The organism is Planomonospora sp. ID67723 (assembly GCF_015711605.1).
GTDB lineage: Bacteria > Actinomycetota > Actinomycetes > Streptosporangiales > Streptosporangiaceae > Planomonospora_A.
The window spans coordinates 535269-553199 of record NZ_JABTEZ010000004.1; the positions used below are offsets into that span (position 1 = coordinate 535269).

At 72.0% G+C, this 17931-nt stretch carries 17 protein-coding genes; 6 read left to right on the forward strand and 11 right to left on the reverse strand.

All coding sequences use genetic code 11. From position 1 onward, the window contains the following. Positions 1-24: 24 nt before the first annotated feature. Positions 25-1029 carry a DUF4037 domain-containing protein gene (locus HS041_RS29190; protein WP_307845503.1) on the forward strand — a complete coding sequence of 335 codons (1005 nt, stop codon included), beginning with the start codon at positions 25-27 and terminating at the stop codon, positions 1027-1029. 56 nt (positions 1030-1085) lie between these two features. Here the strand turns inward: HS041_RS29190 and HS041_RS29195 are convergent, their stop codons facing one another. The 3 genes from HS041_RS29195 to HS041_RS29205 form a co-directional block, all read right to left on the reverse strand. Further along, on the reverse strand, positions 1086-1391 hold the full coding sequence (locus HS041_RS29195) for a DUF3817 domain-containing protein (protein ID WP_307845504.1): 306 nt from the start codon (positions 1389-1391) through the stop codon (positions 1086-1088). Positions 1392-1542: 151 nt separating this feature from the next. Further along, positions 1543-2316 (reverse strand): HAD family hydrolase, encoded by a 774-nt coding sequence (locus tag HS041_RS29200; protein ID WP_196444039.1) that lies wholly within the window; start codon positions 2314-2316, stop codon positions 1543-1545. Positions 2317-2352: 36 nt separating this feature from the next. Further along, positions 2353-3114, reverse strand: coding sequence for a MerR family transcriptional regulator (locus HS041_RS29205; RefSeq protein ID WP_196444040.1), 762 nt, complete (start codon positions 3112-3114; stop codon positions 2353-2355). Between the two features lie 100 nt (positions 3115-3214). Between HS041_RS29205 and HS041_RS29210 the strand changes: the two genes are divergently transcribed. After that, positions 3215-4171, forward strand: coding sequence for a MerR family transcriptional regulator (locus HS041_RS29210; RefSeq protein WP_196444041.1), 957 nt, complete (start codon positions 3215-3217; stop codon positions 4169-4171). A 661-nt stretch (positions 4172-4832) separates the two neighbouring features. Further along, entirely contained in the window at positions 4833-6518 is a 1686-nt protein-coding gene (locus HS041_RS29215; RefSeq protein ID WP_196444042.1) for a helix-turn-helix domain-containing protein, read from the forward strand. 75 nt (positions 6519-6593) lie between these two features. Here HS041_RS29215 and HS041_RS29220 read toward each other — a convergent pair whose 3' ends face one another. Next, positions 6594-6773: a hypothetical protein gene (locus HS041_RS29220; RefSeq protein ID WP_196444043.1), complete on the reverse strand. Its 180-nt coding sequence runs from the start codon at positions 6771-6773 to the stop codon at positions 6594-6596. A 359-nt stretch (positions 6774-7132) separates the two neighbouring features. Beyond that, on the reverse strand, positions 7133-7900 hold the full coding sequence (gene map, locus HS041_RS29225; RefSeq protein WP_196444044.1) for a type I methionyl aminopeptidase: 768 nt from the start codon (positions 7898-7900) through the stop codon (positions 7133-7135). A gap of 65 nt (positions 7901-7965) precedes the next feature. Between map and HS041_RS29230 the strand changes: the two genes are divergently transcribed. Together HS041_RS29230 and HS041_RS29235 are read left to right on the forward strand one after the other, a co-directional pair. Further along, positions 7966-8220, forward strand: a complete 255-nt coding sequence (locus HS041_RS29230; RefSeq protein ID WP_196444045.1) for a helix-turn-helix domain-containing protein — start codon at positions 7966-7968, stop codon at positions 8218-8220. Positions 8221-8476: 256 nt separating this feature from the next. Continuing rightward, a complete protein-coding gene (locus HS041_RS29235) occupies positions 8477-9634 on the forward strand; it encodes an alkaline phosphatase PhoX (RefSeq protein ID WP_196444046.1) in 1158 nt (385 codons plus the stop codon). A gap of 387 nt (positions 9635-10021) precedes the next feature. Here the strand turns inward: HS041_RS29235 and HS041_RS29240 are convergent, their stop codons facing one another. Beyond that, entirely contained in the window at positions 10022-11698 is a 1677-nt protein-coding gene (locus tag HS041_RS29240) for a sensor histidine kinase (protein WP_196444047.1), read from the reverse strand. A 249-nt stretch (positions 11699-11947) separates the two neighbouring features. Between HS041_RS29240 and HS041_RS29245 the strand changes: the two genes are divergently transcribed. Beyond that, positions 11948-12640 carry a hypothetical protein gene (locus tag HS041_RS29245; RefSeq protein WP_196444048.1) on the forward strand — a complete coding sequence of 231 codons (693 nt, stop codon included), beginning with the start codon at positions 11948-11950 and terminating at the stop codon, positions 12638-12640. Between the two features lie 90 nt (positions 12641-12730). Here HS041_RS29245 and HS041_RS29250 read toward each other — a convergent pair whose 3' ends face one another. The 5 genes from HS041_RS29250 to HS041_RS29270 form a co-directional block, all read right to left on the reverse strand. Then, positions 12731-13885: an alpha/beta hydrolase family protein gene (locus tag HS041_RS29250; protein WP_196444049.1), complete on the reverse strand. Its 1155-nt coding sequence runs from the start codon at positions 13883-13885 to the stop codon at positions 12731-12733. 12 nt (positions 13886-13897) lie between these two features. Then, positions 13898-15316, reverse strand: coding sequence for a S41 family peptidase (locus HS041_RS29255; RefSeq protein ID WP_196444050.1), 1419 nt, complete (start codon positions 15314-15316; stop codon positions 13898-13900). A 64-nt stretch (positions 15317-15380) separates the two neighbouring features. Then, positions 15381-16430 (reverse strand): ABC-2 membrane transporter-related protein, encoded by a 1050-nt coding sequence (locus tag HS041_RS29260; protein WP_196444051.1) that lies wholly within the window; start codon positions 16428-16430, stop codon positions 15381-15383. After that, positions 16427-17317, reverse strand: a complete 891-nt coding sequence (locus tag HS041_RS29265) for an ABC transporter ATP-binding protein (protein ID WP_196444052.1) — start codon at positions 17315-17317, stop codon at positions 16427-16429. Before HS041_RS29265 ends, HS041_RS29260 begins: the two co-directional genes overlap by 4 nt. Further along, complete coding sequence (locus tag HS041_RS29270; RefSeq protein WP_196444053.1) at positions 17314-17718, reverse strand: GntR family transcriptional regulator; 405 nt, start codon at positions 17716-17718, stop codon at positions 17314-17316. The genes HS041_RS29265 and HS041_RS29270 overlap by 4 nt, the downstream gene beginning before the upstream one ends. Positions 17719-17931: the final 213 nt, after the last annotated feature.

Consider the following 17931-nt stretch of genomic DNA (forward strand, 5'->3'; position numbering starts at 1 on the left):
GTGGGCGAAATGATGTCCAGTTTTGTGCCTGGTTTGGAGCTGTCGCGTGACTTCTATGCCGAGGTCGTGCGGCCCGCGGTCGCCGACGTTCCCCACAGCGCCGCGCTGATCGGCGCGGGTTCGGAGGTTCTGGAATTCGACACCGAGCGTTCCACCGACCACGACTGGGGGCCCAGGGTCGTCCTGTTCGTCGCCGGTGAGCTGGCCGGGAAGGTACGGCAGGCCGTCGAGCGGGCGCTTCCCCCCACCTTCGGCGGGTACCCGACCGTCTTCGGCGGCCGGCACGGCGTCGAGGTCGCCGAGCCTGGGGGATGGTTCACCCGACAGCTGGGGTTCGACCCGCGCCGTGAGATCACCCCCCTGGACTGGCTGTCGGCTCCCTGGCAGAGACTGGCCGAGGTCACCAGCGGGGAGGTCTTCCACGACGGCCTGGGCGCGTTGGAGGAGGCGCGCGCCGCGCTGCGCTGGTACCCCGGCGACCTGTGGCGGCACGTGCTGGCCGCGCAGTGGAGACGCCTGGCCCAGGAGGAGGCGTTCCCCGGGCGGTGCGGCGAGGTGGGCGACGACCTGGGGTCGGCCCTCGTGACCGCCCGCCTCGTACGCGACGTGGTGCGGTTGGCGCTGCTGATGCGCCGCCGCTACCCGCCCTACTCCAAATGGCTCGGCAGCGGCTTCGCCCGCTTGTCCGGGTCGGCCGAGCTCGGAGACTCCCTGTCGGCGGCCCTGGCCGCCACGGACTGGCGGGAACGCGAACGGCACCTGTGCCGTGCCTACGAACGGGTGGCGGCCCTGCACAACCGGCTGGCTCTGACCGAGCCGCTGGAGAGCTCCACCCGCTGCCACCACGCGCGGCCCTTCCAGGTCATCGACGCCCAGCGGTTCGCCGACGCGCTGACGGCCTCGATCACCGACCCGGTCGTGGCGGGGCTGCCGCCGGTCGGCTCGGTCGACCAGTTCGCCGACTCCGCAGACCTGCTCACGCATCCGGGCCGGTGCCGCGCCGTGACGCGCGCCGTACTGAATCCGTAGCCCCTCGCGCCTCCGCGGCATCCGCGTGCGCGGTGCCGGTCCCGTGCCCCGGCGGATCAGGCGGCGACGGGCTCGCGGAAGCGGGCCAGCATGCGCCGCTCGAACCACAGCGAGGTGAACGGGGGCACCGCGCACGCCAGGCCGAGCACGATCGTGCCGAGGCTCCACCTGGCCACGCGGGCCGCGGCGAACACCCCGGCGACGTACAGCACGAACAGCGCGCCGTGGATCGGGCCGAAGATCTTGACGCCGAGGTCGCCGGTGGCGGCGACGTACTTGAAGTACATGCCGATGAGCAGTCCGGCCCACGAGCACGCCTCGGCGATCGCCACGTAACGGAACAGACGAAGTGCGGTGGGCACGACGGAGCCACCCTTTCTCAGACGACCTCGGGGAACGGCCCCAGCCTACGGGCCGGCCTGCGCGGTCCCGGCCCGGAGGGCGGGCGGCCACGCCGGTATGATGATCCGAGGAGTCCTCCGTCGGCGGGCGCGTGCCGACGCGGCTGAGCCGTCACGGCGGGGGAGGCCCGCCCCCGGGCGCGAGGGGGACCAGAGGAAATCCTCCGGCCGCCGGCGCGCCGGTCAGGAGGGCCGGCAGCTGCGTCAGCAGGCTGATCCGGGGTGCCGGTGGCGGCGGACCCGGATGCCCGGCGCCGTCGCGGTCGAGCCAGACCGAGCCCATCCCGGCCGTGCGCGGGCCCGTCACGTCGGCGGCGACGTCGTCGCCCACCACCAGTACCTGCCCCGGTTCCAGGCCGAGCAGCCGCGCGGCGTGCAGGTAGCAGGCGCGGGCGGGCTTGAAGTGGCCGCCCAGCAGGTCGGCGGTGAGCACCGGGTCCAGCAGGTCGGCCAGGCCGATCCGGGCGAGCTTGGCCGCCTGCACGGCCGCCTCGCCGTTGGTCAGCACGCCCAGCCGCAGGCCGCCGAGCGCGGTCAGGGCCGTCAGGGTCTCGGCGACGTCGGGGAAGATCCGCCACCGCTGCCGGTAGTAGTCCAGGAAGACGGCGAAGGACGCGTCGGCGCCGGCGGTCCCGGTGGGACCGGGCAGGCCCAGTTCGGTGCAGAGGCCGCGGACGCGACGGCGGCGCTGTTCGGTGAAGGAGCACTCACCCGCCTGCCAGGCGGTGATGTGCGTCTCCTCCAGGCGCCGCCACAGCGCGGGGACCTCCTCGAGCCGGGGGTGGCCGGGCGCCAGGCCGCTCGCCCACGCCACCGCGGCGCGGTCGGCCGCGCCGCGGTGGTCCATCAGCGTGCCGTCCAGATCGAACAGAATCGCACGGATCATGAGGTAATCGTCGCAGAGCTTCCGGGTGGCCGCCGATCAGTCCGCGGCACGGTCGGCGTTGGCGTGGATCGCGTCGCGGATGTACTGCGTCAGGCCGGCCGTGAGCGGCTCGTAGTTGGCCGTGAAGCGCGGGTCGGCCACATACATGTCGCCCAGGCCCCGGTGGATCTCGTAGGAGCAGTCGTAGCACCAGCGGGTGATGTGCGCCCGATGCTCCTCGGCCAGCTCCATGGCCCGCTCGCTGTCGGCGGGCAGCCCGCCGGTGAACGCCTCGGCGAAGGCCTCGGTCGTGCGGGCGGCCTCGGCTGTGAACCGCGCCCAGTCGTCCTTGGTCATCTTCGCCATGCGGCGCCGCGACTGCTCGAACGCCTCGGTGCCGCCCCAGCGCTCCTCGGCCTCCTGCTCGTGGTCCTCCGGCCGGAAGTCGCCGAAGATCTCGAAACGTTCCTCCGGCGTCAGTGAAATTCCCATCGTGTTCGCCTCCATGGCGCGTTCGACCGCCGCGGCCATCTCCTGCAACCGGCCGATGCGCCGGTTGAGCAGCTCGTGCTGGCGCCTCAGGTGCGTCAGCGCGTCGCTGCCCGGGTCGTCGAGGATGACCGCGATCTCTTCGAGGGGGAAGCCCAGCTCCCGGTAGAACAGCACGTGCTGCAGTCGTTCCAGGTCGGCGTCGGTGTAGCGCCGGTAGCCCGACGCCGACCGCTGCCCGGGCGACAGCAGCCCGACCTCGTCGTAGTGGTGCAGCGTGCGCACCGTCACCCCGGCGAGCCGGGCCACCTGCCCGACCGAGTAGCCCATGGCCGTCCCCCTTTCCCTTACGCGCTCCAGGGTGCGGCCTGCCGTTACGTGAGGGTCAAGCCGATTATCGCGGCTGGATTCTCCCCCCGGGAGATGGCCCATGCTTGAAGGCGTGAACGAGGAACGGGAAGACGGCGGGGAACTGCTGCCGATCGGGCGGTTCGCGCGGCTGTGTCGGCTCAGCGTCAAGCAGCTGCGCAACTACGCCGAGCTGGGGCTGCTGGCGCCGGCATGGGTGGATCCGGCCACCGGATACCGCTACTACCGGGCCGGGCAGGCGCGCGAGGCCCTCTCGATCGGGCTGCTGCGCTCCCTGGACGTGCCGTTGGCCGCGATCGGCGAGGTGCTGTCCGGTACGGCCTCCGGCTCGTCGCAGGTCCGGACGCTGGGACGGGTCCGCGACGAGTTGGAGGCCGAGCTGGCGCGGCGCCGCCGTACCCTCGCCACGCTGGAGCGGGTCCTTCTCCACGGGATCCCCGCCTCACCGGTCGAGGTCGTGGCCGAACCGGCCCGCCGGGTGGCGCTGGCCCGGGACACGGCCGCCTCCGCCCAGGACATCGGCCGGGCCGTCTCCTCGTGCGTGGCGCGGCTGCTGCCGGCCGTCCACGACGGCGCCCGCCCCCGTGGCGAGGACGCCGTCGTGGAGAGCGTGGCGGTCCGGGACGGCCCCGGCGGGCAGGACACCGCTCCCGCGCGGCTGATCGGGCTGTTCCCCGTCGAACCGGACGAGCCGCTGCCCGTCGCCGTCGCCCTGGACCTCGCCCCGGCCGCCGCAGGGACCGCGGCCGACTCCGCCCTACGGAACGCGGGCGGAGAGCTGCGCCCGCCGCCGGGAACCGCCCTGGACCTGTTGCCCGGCGGGGCCTTCGCCCGTGTCACGCATGTCGGCCCGTACGACCAGATCACCCTGGCCTACCACGCGCTCCTCGCCTGGTGCGCCGAGCGCGGGCATCCCGCGCGCGGCCCCGTCCGCGAGGTCTACCTGTCCGACCCGGTCACCACGCCGCCCGAGCGGCTGGTCACCGACCTGATGATCCGACTGGAGGATCTCTCATGACCTGGCACCACGCCTCCGACGCCTCCGAACTCGCCGAGCACGGCACGGGCCGCGCCCTGGGCCTCACCGGCCGGGGCGAGTGCCGGACGAGGTGCCCGCGCCCCTGGCCGGCCGGACCCGGGAGCCGGCCTGCCCGGCGACCCCGATGACCCATCGGGCGCAGCCGGTGACCTTCACCGAGGGACTGTGCATGCAGATGACCCATCACGGTCCCTACACCGAAGAGCCGGCGTCGCCGGCTCTCCGGGCGCCGGGTGGTCAGCTCCGGTCGACGTACCACTTGCCGCACACGCTCGGACGGCCGTCATCGGGACGCGAGCAGGCCCGCACCGCGAAGTGGCACCGGGTGCCGGCGTTCCAGTTCACGACCTGGTTCGAACGCTCTGCCGCGGTCTGCGGCTTTCTGGGTCTTCATGGTCCCTCTTTTGCACGACCGTCGGTGGGTACGGTGTCACGCCCCGGGCGGGGCTCTTGATCAGCCGGATCGCAAGTATGATCAGAAGCTTCGAATGCGAACAAGGGGGCAGGGGGAAACGAGACGGGTGGGATGCGGGAAGATGCTCCGGCCTGCGAGTTCATCTCCTCTTTGGGAGGATCTGACATCCTTCGGCGCTAGGTCTGACACGCTTCGATGTCGGGACCGGAACGCTGAGGAGGTTCGGTGGGCGGGCGGGAAGAGCGCGACTTCTCCCTCTTGCTGCGGAGGCTGAAGGAACGCAGCGGGCGTAGTTATGAGGACCTGGCCGCGGCGTCGTTCGTCAGCCGGTCGACCTTGCACCGCTACTGCAACGGCAAGAGCGTGCCCTCCGACATCGGGGTGGTGATGCGCATCGCCAGGGAGTGCGGAGCCGGGAGCAGAGAACTGCAGGAGGTGCTGCGGGCCTGGTCGGCGCTGGCGGCTCCGGGAGGAGAGGCGGGCGCGGCCGAAGAGACGGGCGCCGGGCCCGGTCGTCCGGCTGCCGAGTCCGCCGAGTCCGCCGCTTCGGCCGAGCAGGCGCCACGCCGGGCGGAGGCCGTACCCCGCAGCCCGGGGACCGGCGGGGCGACGGGATGGAGGCGCGTTCTCGGCATTGTTCTCGTGCTCGCCGGGCTGGCCGGGAGCGCGTCCGCCGCGGGTTCCGCCGCGCCGCCCCGGGAGACCACGCGGGCGGCGCAGTGGATCTCCGGCCCCAGCTGGGTCCGGGCGCCCGCGCCCGTGCGCCGGGAGCTGTTCGGCGTCACCATGAACTCCAACACGGGAACCATGCCCTCCTTCCGGGTCGGTGCCGTCAGGTTCTGGGACAGCGGGACGCGATGGGCGAGCATCGAGCCGCGCCGCGGGGAGTACGACTGGAGCACGCTGGACCGCCTGGTGACGGGTGCCAACCGGGCCGGGCTTCCCGCGCTGTTCGTTTTCGGCGGGACTCCCGCATGGGCGGCTCCGCAGGCGCCGCCCGGTCCCTACGGCGACCAGTCCCGGGCCGGGGCGCCCGACGACCTGGCGGACTGGGAGGCGCTCGTGCGGACCCTGGTCACCCGGTACCGGGGCCGGATCGAGGCCTACGAGCTGTGGGTGATGGGCAACGACGAGCGGTTCTTCACCGGGGGCGTCCCGGTGCTGGTGGAGATGACGCGTCGCGCCGCACGGATCATCCGGCGGATCGATCCGCGCGCGACCGTCGTGTGCCCCGGCATGGGCAGGCTGTGGGACCCCGGTGCCCGGCGGGCGCTGGAGCGGTTCGCCGAGCTCGGGGGCTACCGGCACTGCGACGCCGCCGGCATCAAGCTGCACCAGCGCCGCGCCTCGGATCCTCCGGAGACGATGCTGCAGGTCCTGCGCCTGGTCGACCGGGTGTTCCACCGGCTCGGTGTGCATCCACCGCTGTGGAACACCGGGACGAGCTATGACATCCCGCTGCAGGGGTCACTGGACGAGCGGCGGGCCGCCGACTACGCGGTGCGCTTCTACCTGCTGGGTCTGTACGCCACCAATCTCAACCTGAAGCGCATGTACTTCTACAACTGGGGAGGCAACTCCATCCCCGTCGTGCTGCAGGCCGAGGGGGGCGCTCCGACGCGGGCCGCGCTGGCGGTCGAGCAGTTGCAGCGCTGGCTCGCCCACGCCCGGCTCCGCTCCTGCGGGCAGGGGCTGGCCATCGAGCTGCCGGACAACGTCTGGCAGTGCGAGTTCACCGTCGCAGGTCCGGAGGGCGAGCACGCCGCGGTCCTGCGCTGGACGCACCAAGGGACGGCCTCCATCGCCGCTCCCGGGGCCCGGAACGTATGGCGTCTCGACGGGTCCGGCGCCCCGGTCCGGCCGGGTGACGTCGTCCAGATCACCGAGCAGCCCGTGTTCATCACGTACTGAGCGGGCCGAGGTCGGGCCGGCCGTCTCGCATGAACAAACGGCCGGGCCGAAGGCGGTCACGACGGCCGACGCCGATCAGCTCCCGGTGGTGGCCGGATCGATGGTCTGGTACCCCATGGGCATCGCGCAGATCTCCTCGTGCAGGCAGGCCGGCTCGGCCGCCTCGATGATCCGCTCCATCGGGGCGTCGGGGTCGTTGAGCGCGATGTTCTCCCGGATCGAGCCGGTGAACAGCGACGGATCCTGGTTGCCCACGCCGAACCGGTGGCGCAGGGAACGGAGGTTGAGCTGCGGCAGCGGTACGCCGTCGTAGTTGACCGGTCGCGCCGGAAACCGACGTCGTGCAGCTCGATCGAGCCGCGCAGCCTGACCACCTCGATGCCCGCGGCCAGTGCCAGCCCCAGGCCGATCATGGTCAGCAGCCCGCCGTCGGCCTCCGGCAGCACTCGGTCCACCAGCGCCTCGGAGAACATCGGCAGCACCGCGCCGCTGCAGTTTCGGCAGGACCAGGTCGACCGTGTCGTCCCGCCGGTCGCTCAGTATCATGCTCGTTCCCGTCGCAAAGGAAGCGGCGGAGCGGGAGAACCCGCTCCGCCGAGATCGGCGCCGGGTGGTCAGAGCCGGGTGAGCACGCGCGGGCCGTCCTCGGTGATCGCCACCGTGTGCTCCACGTGCGCGGCGCGGCTGCCGTCGGAACTGGACAAGGTCCAGCCATCGGCCGCGATCACGTATCCGTCGCGGCCTCCGGCGGTGAACATCGGCTCGATCGCCAGCACCAGGCCGGGCCGCAGGACCAGGCCCCGGCCCGGGCGGCCGTGGTTGGGCACGGACGGGTCCTCGTGCATGGCCCGGCCGATGCCGTGCCCACCGAAGTCCTCCGGGATGCCGTACCCGGAGGCCCGGCCGGTCCGGGCGATCGCGTGGCCGATGTCGCCCAGCCGTCCGCCCGGCACGCAGGCGGCGATCGCGGCCTCCAGCGCGGCCTCGGCGGTCGCGATGAGTTCCGGATCCCCGGCGCGGGGGCGGCCGACGATGACGCTGACCGCGGCGTCGGCCGCCCAGCCGTCCAGATAGACGCCGAAGTCGACGCTGAGCAGGTCCCCCTCGCGCAACCGGTAGCGGCCGGGGATGCCGTGCACGATGGCCTCGTTGACCGATGCGCAGATCACCGAGGGAAACGGCGTGGGTGCGAATCCGGGTTTGTAGCCCAGAAAAGCCGACCGGGCGCCGAATTCGGCGATCACCGTCCGGGCGGTCTCGTCCAGTTCCAGCAGGCTCACCCCGACGGCGGCCTGGGCGCTCACCGCCGCCAGCGCCGCCGCCACGACCCTCCCCGCCTCGGCCATGCACTCCATCTCGGTCGCGGTCTTGATCTCCACCATGTTCCACGCTCCTCGCTGCCCAATACTTATACCGGTATTGTTATCACGGTTGTAGGATCGCGTGCATGGTGCGACCTCCGCTGACCGAACTCGACCGCGAACGCGGCCACCGCCTGGGCGCGCTCCTGCGCCAGGCGCGTGGCGCACGGAGCATGGTGGAGGTGGCCGCCGCCGCGGGGCTGTCCGCCGAGACCCTCCGCAAGATCGAGACCGGCAGGGTGCCCACGCCCGCCTTCTTCACCATCGCCGCCCTCGCCCAGGCCCTGGGCGTCTCCCTGGACGTCCTGGCCGAGGTCGTCGCCGCCGACCGCGCCGCCTGATCCCGGAGCCCTGCGGCGCGGGCCCCGAAAGCGCGAGGTCCGGCGCGGTCATGACCTGCCGCAGGCGGCGTCCCAGGCTCACCACGGAGGACGCTCACCACGGAGGACGCTCACCAGGAGGACACGGTCCAAGGGCTGCGCCCAGGCCATCCTCCGTTCACCTCCGCGGCACTGGCGCACGTTCGCCGGTGCTCCTAGCGTTGAAGCCGCTAGGGGGGAGCACGGTCCTGCTGATCTCCACCTGGGAGGCTCATCCATGCAACGCCGTACATTCCTGCGCGCCTCGGTGCTCGGCACGGGCGCCCTGGCCTTCACCGGAAGCCTCTGGCACAACGCCGCTCTGGCCGCCCCGGCTCAAAACGCCCCCGGTCCCTACGGGCCGCTGCTGGCCGCCGACGCCAACGGCATCCACCTGCCGGCCGGCTTCACCAGCCAGGTGATCGCCCGCTCCGGCCAGACGGTGCCCGGCACCTCCTACACCTGGCACAGGGCTCCCGACGGCGGCGCCTGCTTCGCCGACGGCAGCGGCTGGATCTACGTCTCCAACTCCGAGATCAGCCCCGGCGGCGGCGCCTCGGCCCTCCGCTTCGACTCCGGCGGCGTCGTCGTCTCCGCGAACTCGATCCTGTCGGGCACCCGGCAGAACTGCGCCGGCGGCGCCACCCCGTGGAACACCTGGCTCTCCTGCGAGGAGGTCAGCCGCGGCTACGTCTATGAGACCTACCCCTTCGGCGGCAGCGCGGTGCGCCGCCCGGCCATGGGCCGCTTCAAGCACGAGGCCGCCGCCGCCGACCCCGTCCGCAAGGTCATCTACCTGACCGAGGATGAGAGCAACGGCCGCTTCTACCGGTTCGTCCCCACCACCTGGGGCGACCTGTCCTCCGGCCGGCTGCAGGTGCTGCGCGCCGGGTCGGCCGCCTCCGGAACCTTCACCTGGGCCGACGTCCCCGACCCCGACGGCTTCCCAACCGCCACCCGCAGCCAGGTGGCCGGCGCCAAGTCCTTCAACGGAGGCGAGGGCTGCTACTACGCCGATGACACGGTGTGGTTCACCACCAAGGGCGACAACCGGGTCTGGCAGGTCAACCTCGCCGCCGGAACCTACGAGCTCGCCTACGACGACAGCCTCGTCAACCCCGGCACACCCCCGCTGACCGGCGTGGACAACGTCACCGGCTCGACCTTCGGCGACCTGTACGTCGCCGAGGACGGCGCCAGCATGGAGATCTGCCTGATCACCCCGGACGACACGATCTCACCGTTCCTGCGGATCAACGGCCAGAGCTCCTCGGAGATCACCGGTCCGGCCTTCAACCCGGCCGGTGACCGCCTGTACTTCTCCTCCCAGCGCGGCACCACCGGCTCCTCCTCCGGCGGCATCACCTACTGCGTGAGCGGCCCGTTCCGCACCTGAACCCCGTGCGGGCAGCACGTATCCCTCCCGGCGGATCCTCCCGTCGCCGTCGTCCCGCCCGTCAAGGAGCGGGCCAGCGCCGGAGTGCCAAGGCGGAGCGCCTCACGGCCGGACGACCTCGGCACCCCGATCTGCTCGGCCTGCTCTGTGACGGCGGGACGAGCCGGTCCCAAGCCACCTGCGAACCCGGTCCCCGCCCAGGGCGATCGTCCTGGAGCCGGAGTGCCCCCCGCGGGAGGCGTGGTCTTTCCACGTCCGCGTGCGATCAGTCAGAGGAGCCATGCCTGGAACAACCCGGTGACGGTGTACACCGAGAGAAAGATCGTCGGGGGAGCGAACCGGCGACGGGAGGAATGCGAAGGGCTCCGGGATCATGGCGCAGAGCTGTCAGGGGTCGGATCGCGGGTAGGGGAGGAGGAGCGTAAAGGTTGAGCCCTCTCCCGGGAGGCTGCTGGCGGTGAGGGTGCCGCCGTGGGCCTCGACGATGTCTTTGGCGATGGCCAGTCCCAATCCGATGCCCTGGATGGCCGCCTGGCGGACGGCGGCGGTGCGGTAGAAGCGGTCGAAGACATACGGCAGATCGTCGGCGCCGATGCCCATCCCCGAGTCGCTGACGGCGATCGCCACTGCATCGCCGGCGAGTGAGGCGTGCACGGTGATCGGGGTCCCGGTCACGGAGAACTTGACCGCATTGGACAGCAACGCGTTCACCGCGCGCACCAGCAGGCCGTGGTCGGCGTGCAGGGCCGGCAGACCGGCGTCGACGTGCGCCCGGACAGGATGCTCGCCGGAACGGGTTTCGGCCTTTGCGGTGCGCACGGCCTCGGTGATGACCGCCTGCACCGTCGTCGGAACGGGAACGGTCTTCCGGGGTCTGCCGGTGGTGGCGTTGACCGCGAGGACGTCCTCGATCAGTTTCTGCAGCCGCATGGCGTTGTCGATCACGGCCCGCATCATCCGCATACGCCGGTCGGCCGGCAGCGCGTCGTCATCAGTGGTGGTGAGGATCTCCAGATAGCCGAGGATGCCCGCCAGAGGGGTGCTCAGCTCATGGCCGATGGTGTCGATGAACGCGCTCTTGGCATGGTCCAGTTCTTCCAGCCGCGCCACGGTGGCCTGTTCTTGTGTGTAGGCCTGCTGCAGGGCCTGTTCGGCGCGGCGGCGGTCGGTGATGTCGTGCAGGAAGGCGTTGAAGGTCCACGCGCCGGCTTCGCGGGTAGCCCAGATGACTGTCTCGACAGGAAACTCGCTGCCGTCGGCGCGGACCGCGGCCACCTGCAGCCGCCGTCCCAGCGTCGATGACTGGCCGGTGGCCAAGAAGCGTTCCCGCTCCTGCTGGTAGAGGGCCTGGTAGCGGGCCGGCACGATCGTGCGGTGCATGATCTTACCGAGAGCCTGCTGACGCGACAGTCCGAACATGCGCTCGGCGGCGGCGTTCCAGCCGATGATGCGCTCATCGGCATCGGTGGAGACGAATGCCTCCACCGAGGTTTCGATCACCTGCTCCAGCTGGCGTTTGACGGTCTGCGTCTCCTGGCGGGCGCGCCAGCGCTCGGCCATCCGGCCCATCTGGCGGCTCAGGCTGGCCAGGATCCGCAGCATCGGCTCGTCCGGTGCGAGCGCCTGGGGGCAGAAGAACTCCAATACGGCGACCACGACGTCGCCGGTCACCACCGGCACCGTCAGCGCCGCTCTGGCCTCCACCGCCCCATCATGGTGAACATGCGCGAACAGCGGGTCGCCGGTGAGGTCGCGTGACCACAGCGGCCGTCCGGTGGCGGCGGCCTGACCGGCGGCGCCGGTTCCCACCGGCAGTTGGGCGCGCGCCGTCACCTCATGCAGGTGCGGGAAGCGCTCGATGGGTCCCGCCCAGACGCCGGAGGAGACGAACGCGCCTCCGGGACCGTCGGGCACCCACAGGTGGCCCAGCGGCCAGCCGGTCATCTTGCGCACCGCGTGCAGCATCGCCTGGGCCGCCGAGCGCGGATCCTCGGTGGTATCGACGATCGCGGTGACGTCCTCCAGCAACGCCACCAGCGACTCTTCCCGCTCCTCGTTCGGCATAGGTCGTTCCTCGCCCCCCGTCGGCCCGACGCCCGCCATCGGCCGCTGACAACCGTTGTCCTACCCCGCATGGCCGCCGACAGCGCAGCCTGCCAGGCCGCTGTTCGGCATCGGCAGGTCCGGCGGCCCCTCGTTCCGGTGGCGGCTCAGGGGCCGGGGCGGTACGGCAGGCGACCGGCGAGCATCACATTCTCGTCCTACCGCGGGGTAGGGCTGTCGAGTGCGCAATACGGCCATTACCGTCACGGTGTGCCGATCCCCCCAGAGCCGACGATCGCCGACGCGCCGCCCTCTTGCCTCGCCGCGGGCATCGCGCGTGCCGTCCTGCGCGACCTGGTCGACCGGCCCGAACCTGCCGACCGATACCTGACGGCGCTACGGGCGCGTCGCGAACTGCTGGCGGCCGAACACGCCGACCTGGCCGAGCGCATCGCCGACGTGGCCGGGGACGCCGGCGCCCGCTACCTGCGGCTGTGGGCGGGCGAGCAGATGCCGCACCAGCACGCCGCCGGCGCCGCCCTGGCCGCCGCCGAGGCGGCCCACCACCGGCACCGCATCGCGCGGGGCGTCGGCGCCCTCGACCCGCCCAAGCCCGAGAGCGGTCACGCCGTCAGCGCCGAGGCCGCCGCCGAGGCCGCCGCGTGTGCGGCCCTCGAGCGCGCCGTCACCGACCTGCTGCAGGTGCATCGTCAGGTCGCCGCCGAGGCGATGGAGCGCATGCACGCCGCCGGCGGCCACTACGGCGGCCATCGCGACCATGCGGCGGCGATGGCCGCCGCCGTGCGCGAGGCTTGGCAGCAGCGGGGCGCCGGCCTCGATCCGGATCCGATCGCGCCCGCGGAGGCCCGGGAAAGCTTTCTCCCGCGAACGACGGTTCTGCGCCACAGCGCAAGTCCTACCTGTGACCGACCGATACCGGAGCTGCCAGGAGAACCACCATGACCGACCCGGTGGCCGGCAGGCGTCATCCGCGGTGTTGAGCATGACCAGACCGCGGACCAGGTCCGGCCGTCGCCCGGCCCCCGCCGGACCTCAGGACCGACCGCACGCCACAGGGCAGAACCTGACCTCGGGGTAGCGTGATGACGGCCCCTCCAGGAGGGGCTGCCGCTGCGACTTCAGGTTCTGGTCGAGGAAGGCCGCGACGTACGTGCGGGTGAGCTCGGCCGATCGCGCCCCGGACAGGGCGCCGTAGGGGAGGGTGATGCCGAGGACGCTCCCCAGCAGCGGCAGGTCGGTGGAGGACTGGTGGTTCGCGCCCGTCAGCACGACCCAGCGTTTCCACCCGGTCAGCAGCTTCCAGTCACGGTCCCACGAGATGTCGCGGCCCCCGGGGACGTGCTGCGGCGAACCGATGAACATGAACGGCCGGGTGAGCCCGCTCTTGGGGATGCGGGCGTAGGTGGTGCCGTCCATGTCGATCCCGGCGCGCACGCGGGGGTCCTTCACCATGGCCGCCAGGGTGCTGGCCCCGCCGATCGACTGGCCCGCCATCGCGATGCGGGAGCGGTCGATCCGGTCGGAACCGTCCCACTCCGATGGCAGCCGGTCGAGGAGGAAGGAGACGTCGGCCGCCCGGCCCTGGACCACGCCCATGCCGAAGCCCGGGTCGCCGTCGCTGTCGCATGCGATGCATTCGGCGACCCGCCCGCCGGGGAGGGTCGTGGCGTAGTTCTCGTAGGGGTGGTCGATCCCGGCCACGACGTACCCGCGGCTGGCCAGATCCTCGGCCAGGGACGTGAGCGTGCTCACCGGCTTGGTGAAGCCGGGGGAGAGCACCACCAGCGGGAGCCTCCGCCCCGTGGGCTCGGCGTCCTCGACGGCGTGCGTGCGTGTCTTGCTCAGCGTGTCGTACGGCACGCCGGTGATCCTGGAGCCCTTCAGGAGAAGCTCCGATTCCTTCGGCGTCATGTACGGCGCCCGCTGCCCGTCGCGCTGTCCGGTCGGATACCACAGGGTGACCTTGAGCTCGCGGGCGTCGGCGTCGAGGTTCCAGGGGTCGGGGCGGGAGGCGTCCTTCAGGTACAGGACGGTGGTGCCGACCGGATGGTCACCGGTGGGGGCGGGCAGCGTGACGGGGCCGGTCGGCGTGGCCGCCACGCCGGCGGGTCTGGGCGGGGTGGGCGCGGTGCAGGCGGACGCGGCGAGGACGGCCAGTCCCGCGGCGACTGCCAGGAGCTGTCTCATCGGGAGGTCCATTCACTTGTGCAGCAAGGTCAGGGCCTTGGCCAGCGCGGGGTCGCGCCCGGCGGCCGCGTCCTCGGGGGTCAGGGGCACGTGGTGGTCGGGCGGCACGCCGATCCGGTCGATCACCTCGCGGTTGGGCCCGAGGTGGCGCGTGGTGGGGAAGCGCAGGAGGGTGTTGTTGGCGAGCAGGTACGACTGCGCCGGACCCGGTATCGCCCCGGCGGTCCTGGTGCCGACCAGCCGGCCGAGGCGCAGGTCCTTGACCGCGGAGCTGAAGTGCTCGCAGGCCGAGGGGCAGTCGCTGTTGATGAGCACCACCAGCGGCAGGTTGAGCAGCTCGACGGTGTCGTCGGTCCGCATGGTCTCGCATGTGCCGTCCACGGCGCACTGGTAGCCGGTGGCCTGGCCGTGGACGAACGCGCTCACCAGCCGGGTCGCCTCCGAAGGGCTGCCGCCGCCGTTGCCGCGCAGGTCCAGCACGACGCCCGACAGCGTCCGGCCGGTGCGCAGCCGGGTGATCGCGTTGAAGACCCTTTTGGCGGCGTCGGAGGGGAACCCGCGCAGCCGTACGTAGGCGATGTCGTCTTCCAGCAGCTCCGATCTCACCACCTGCAGGGCGGCCGGATCCTGCGGGTAGAGGCCGGGTTTGAGCGTGGCGGTCCAGCGGTGGCCGGTGGCCTGCCGCAGGAGCCGCAGCCGTACCGGGCGGGCTTCGGGGTACTGCGGGTAGAGGGCGGCGATCGCGGGGGTGGCCTTCCCCTCGACGAAGGGCGCCGATCCGTTGATCGATTCGATGATGTCGCCCGGGCGCAGGCCGGCCGCCTGCGCCGCGCCGCCCTGTACGGCGGTGACGAACAGCGGGGGGAGGGCGACGCCGGGGCCGCCGTCCGCCTGCAGGCCGGTGACGTTCACCTGCAGGCCCAGGCCGTAGCCGTCGCCGTCGTAGGAGTCGGGCGGTGGCTTGACGTCGCGCATCCACTGGGCGTGGTTGTCGCCGAGGGCGGACACGACGGCTTCGAGGGTGACGACGGCCAGCTTGTCGCGGAGTTCGGGGACCTGATCGGTGATCTTTCGGTAGGCGGCCTCGAAGGCGGTCCAGTCGGCTTTCCGGTCGCCGGTCAGCGCCGGCATGGTCGCCTCCGGCACGTCGCGTCCGTTGCGGTTGAGCTCCTGCGTCAGGGCGATGAATCCGGAGGTCAGCAGCGAGCGGGCGTCCAGCGTGGCGCCGCTGTAGTAGCGGTCGAGGATGCAGAAGTACGCCTGCTCGATCACGTCGATCGTGGTGGCCGTCTCCGCCCCGAGGGGCCCCGAAGGCCGCGCGCAGGCCGTACCGGCTGCCGCGCTCGCCTGGCTGCGCGGCGGCGTCGGCGCCGTGCAGGCCGCCGCCAGGAGCAGGGCGAGCCCGGCTGCCGCGGCCCTGAAGGAGGTCATGGGCCATCCTTCGCCGGCCTCGTCACCGAGGCGCTGTGTCTGTCGACGGCCTCGACGGGCTCGGTCATGTCAGCCGCCTCCGGATCCACCAGAAGCAGAGCCACGTGAGACCGGCGGCGAAGAGGGCGTAGACCCCGGTCTCGATCCACTGCAGGGGCCAGAAGCGCTCGATGGGCTGGTAGGTCGCCTTCTGCCGGTAGCCGAGCCGGTTGACCTCGGCCGGGCACCCGTTCGCGCTCGGCGGTCCCGCTGCCGGTGCGCAGGGTCCCGACGTGGTGGAGACCCCCTTGACGACGCCTTCCGCGCCGTTGCTGGCGATCGTCCGTCCGGACGGATCGACCAGGTCGCTGGCCAGGACCCACGCGCCCGCGTGGCCGGGGATCGCCGCTCCGATACGGACATCGAAGGTGCCGTCGCGATTGATGCCGAAGCCGTCCGTGTTCTCCTGGCCGATCTCGAAGGTCCCCGTGACCGGAGGGATCAGGTGGGGCCGGACCAGCATGGGCATGGCGATCTGCACGGCGGCGAAGATCACCAGGGTGAGGGCCATGGCGGGCAGGGTGCGGCGCACCAGCATGCCCACGGTCACCCCGAGGGCGAAGGCGAAGGCCGCGTACCCGAGGGGAGCGATCCCGCGCGCGCTGAACACCAGGGGATCCATGAGCGCGAAGCCCTGCGGGGCGGACTGGTCCAGCGGGCCGGACCACCAGGTCACCGCCAGACCGGCCAGACCCGCGGCGGCGACGGCGAGCAGGCCGGTGAGGCCGAGCTTGACCGCCAGCCACCGGGTCCGGGTGATGCTCTGGTTCCACACCAGCAGGTGCGTGTCCGCCTCCAGTTCCCGGGTGATCAGCGGCGCGCCCCAGAACAGTCCGATCAGGGCGGGCAGCAGCAGCACGACGAGGATGCTGGCCAGGAAGGGGATCTCGTAGTCGTCGAAGAGCTGGTCGTAGAAGCCGAGGCACTCCTCGCCCCGGGTGCAGGCGGCCAGCCCGCTGGCGTAGTCGGCGGCCAGCGGGGAGCCGGTCAGGCCCAGGATCGCGACGAGCAGCGCCAGCAAGATCGCCAGCATGATGGCCGAGCCGCGGAGCTGGCGCCAGGTCAGCCAGATCATCGCTGAACCTCCAGGAGGGCTCGCCGGTCGGCGGCGGTGGGCTTGTCCATATAGGCCAGGACGAGGTCCTCCAGGCTGAGGCGGGTGACCGTCCAGGCGGGGTCATGGATCGGGGCGTCGGTACGGACCACATACGTGCTCTGCCGGTCGGTGTGGCGCCCGGAGACCACGTGCTGGCCGGCGGGGAGCCGGTCGGGATCGCGGCGTGGGCCGGTGAGCCGGTGATGGGTGGCCAGCAGCCTGTCGACGTTCCCGGCGACCTGGACGCGCGAGTCGGAGAGCACGATCAGGTAGTCGCAGATCCGTTCCAGGTCGGAGACCAGGTGGGAGGAGAGCACGACGCTGAACTCGTGCTCGGCGGTGGCCTCCATCAGCCCCTGCAGGAACTCGCGGCGGGCCAGCGGGTCGAGCGAGGCCACGGGCTCGTCCAGGATCAGCAGCTCGGGCCGCTTGGCCAGGCCCAGGGTGAGGGCGAGCTGGGCGCGCTGACCGCCTGACAGCTTGCCCGCCCGCTGGGTGGGATCGAGCCCGAGCCGCGCGATGCGCTCCCGTGCCATGGCGGCGTCCCAGCGGGGGTTGAGCCGTGCCCCCAGCCGCAGGTGCTCGGCGACGGTCAGCCCCGCGTAGGCGGGGGTGTCCTGGGCGACGAAGCCGACCCTGGCCAGCTGTGCGGGCCTGTCCCCGGGCCGGCCGCCCAGCACGGTGATGTCGCCCGCCGTCGGTTCGAGCTGGCCGCTGGCCAGCTTCAGCAGCGTGGTCTTGCCGGCCCCGTTGTGGCCCACCAGCCCGACGACGTGGCCCGCCGGGATGTCGATGGTGCACTCGCGCAGCGCCCAGCGCTTGCCATATCTCTTGCCCAGCCCCTGGGCCTGTAAGACAGCGGTCACGCTATGTCCTCCTGAGCGGTGGTCCGAAAGGTGGTCATGAAGAGGGCCTCGATGCTCTCGTCGTCGAGGCCGGCGCGGCGGGCCTTGGCCAGCCAGCGCTGCAGTTCCAGCCGGAGCGGGCCGTGCGCGGCCAGCGAGGTGTCGGTGAGGGTCGCCGTCACGAACGTCCCCACCCCCGGCCGGGCGGCGACCAGGCCCTCGTGCTCGAGTTCCCGGTAGGCCTTGAGGACGGTGTTGGGGTTGATCGCCAGTTGCGCCACGACCTCCTTGACGGTCGGCAGCTGGTCGCCCTCGTGCAGCAGACCGAGCCGTAGCGCATGCCGCACTTGCTGGACCAGCTGCAGGTACGGCGAGACGCCGGACCTCGCATCCAGATGGAACTCGATCACCGGTTCTCCCATTTATCTAGTGTCCTAGTACTTTAGATATTTGCATGTAAGGAGCCGATAAGGAAACGGGGTGCGCCGGCAGGACCCGCCCATGTCACCGGGGAAGAGGCCGTCGCCATCGCCGGCAGGCTGGGCGGTCACCGCCCGCGAGACGGCCGCCTGGCGCGACCGCCTGGCCACCGCCGGGCGGCACGCGAAAAGACGGCACCCGGACAAGAGCCGGAT

Excerpts from the sequence above, each read along its gene's own strand:
- HS041_RS29200 (WP_196444039.1), bottom strand. The coding sequence starts at position 2,316 with ATGATCCGTGCGATTCTGTTCGATCTGGACGGCACGCTGATGGACCAC.
- HS041_RS29205 (WP_196444040.1), bottom strand. The coding sequence starts at position 3,114 with ATGGGCTACTCGGTCGGGCAGGTGGCCCGGCTCGCCGGGGTGACGGTG.
- HS041_RS29210 (WP_196444041.1), top strand. The coding sequence starts at position 3,215 with ATGCTTGAAGGCGTGAACGAGGAACGGGAAGACGGCGGGGAACTGCTG.
- map (WP_196444044.1), bottom strand. The coding sequence starts at position 7,900 with ATGGTGGAGATCAAGACCGCGACCGAGATGGAGTGCATGGCCGAGGCG.
- HS041_RS29230 (WP_196444045.1), top strand. The coding sequence starts at position 7,966 with ATGGTGCGACCTCCGCTGACCGAACTCGACCGCGAACGCGGCCACCGC.
- HS041_RS29235 (WP_196444046.1), top strand. The coding sequence starts at position 8,477 with ATGCAACGCCGTACATTCCTGCGCGCCTCGGTGCTCGGCACGGGCGCC.
- HS041_RS29240 (WP_196444047.1), bottom strand. The coding sequence starts at position 11,698 with ATGCCGAACGAGGAGCGGGAAGAGTCGCTGGTGGCGTTGCTGGAGGAC.
- HS041_RS29250 (WP_196444049.1), bottom strand. The coding sequence starts at position 13,885 with ATGAGACAGCTCCTGGCAGTCGCCGCGGGACTGGCCGTCCTCGCCGCG.
- HS041_RS29255 (WP_196444050.1), bottom strand. The coding sequence starts at position 15,316 with ATGACCTCCTTCAGGGCCGCGGCAGCCGGGCTCGCCCTGCTCCTGGCG.
- HS041_RS29260 (WP_196444051.1), bottom strand. The coding sequence starts at position 16,430 with ATGATCTGGCTGACCTGGCGCCAGCTCCGCGGCTCGGCCATCATGCTG.
- HS041_RS29270 (WP_196444053.1), bottom strand. The coding sequence starts at position 17,718 with ATGGGAGAACCGGTGATCGAGTTCCATCTGGATGCGAGGTCCGGCGTC.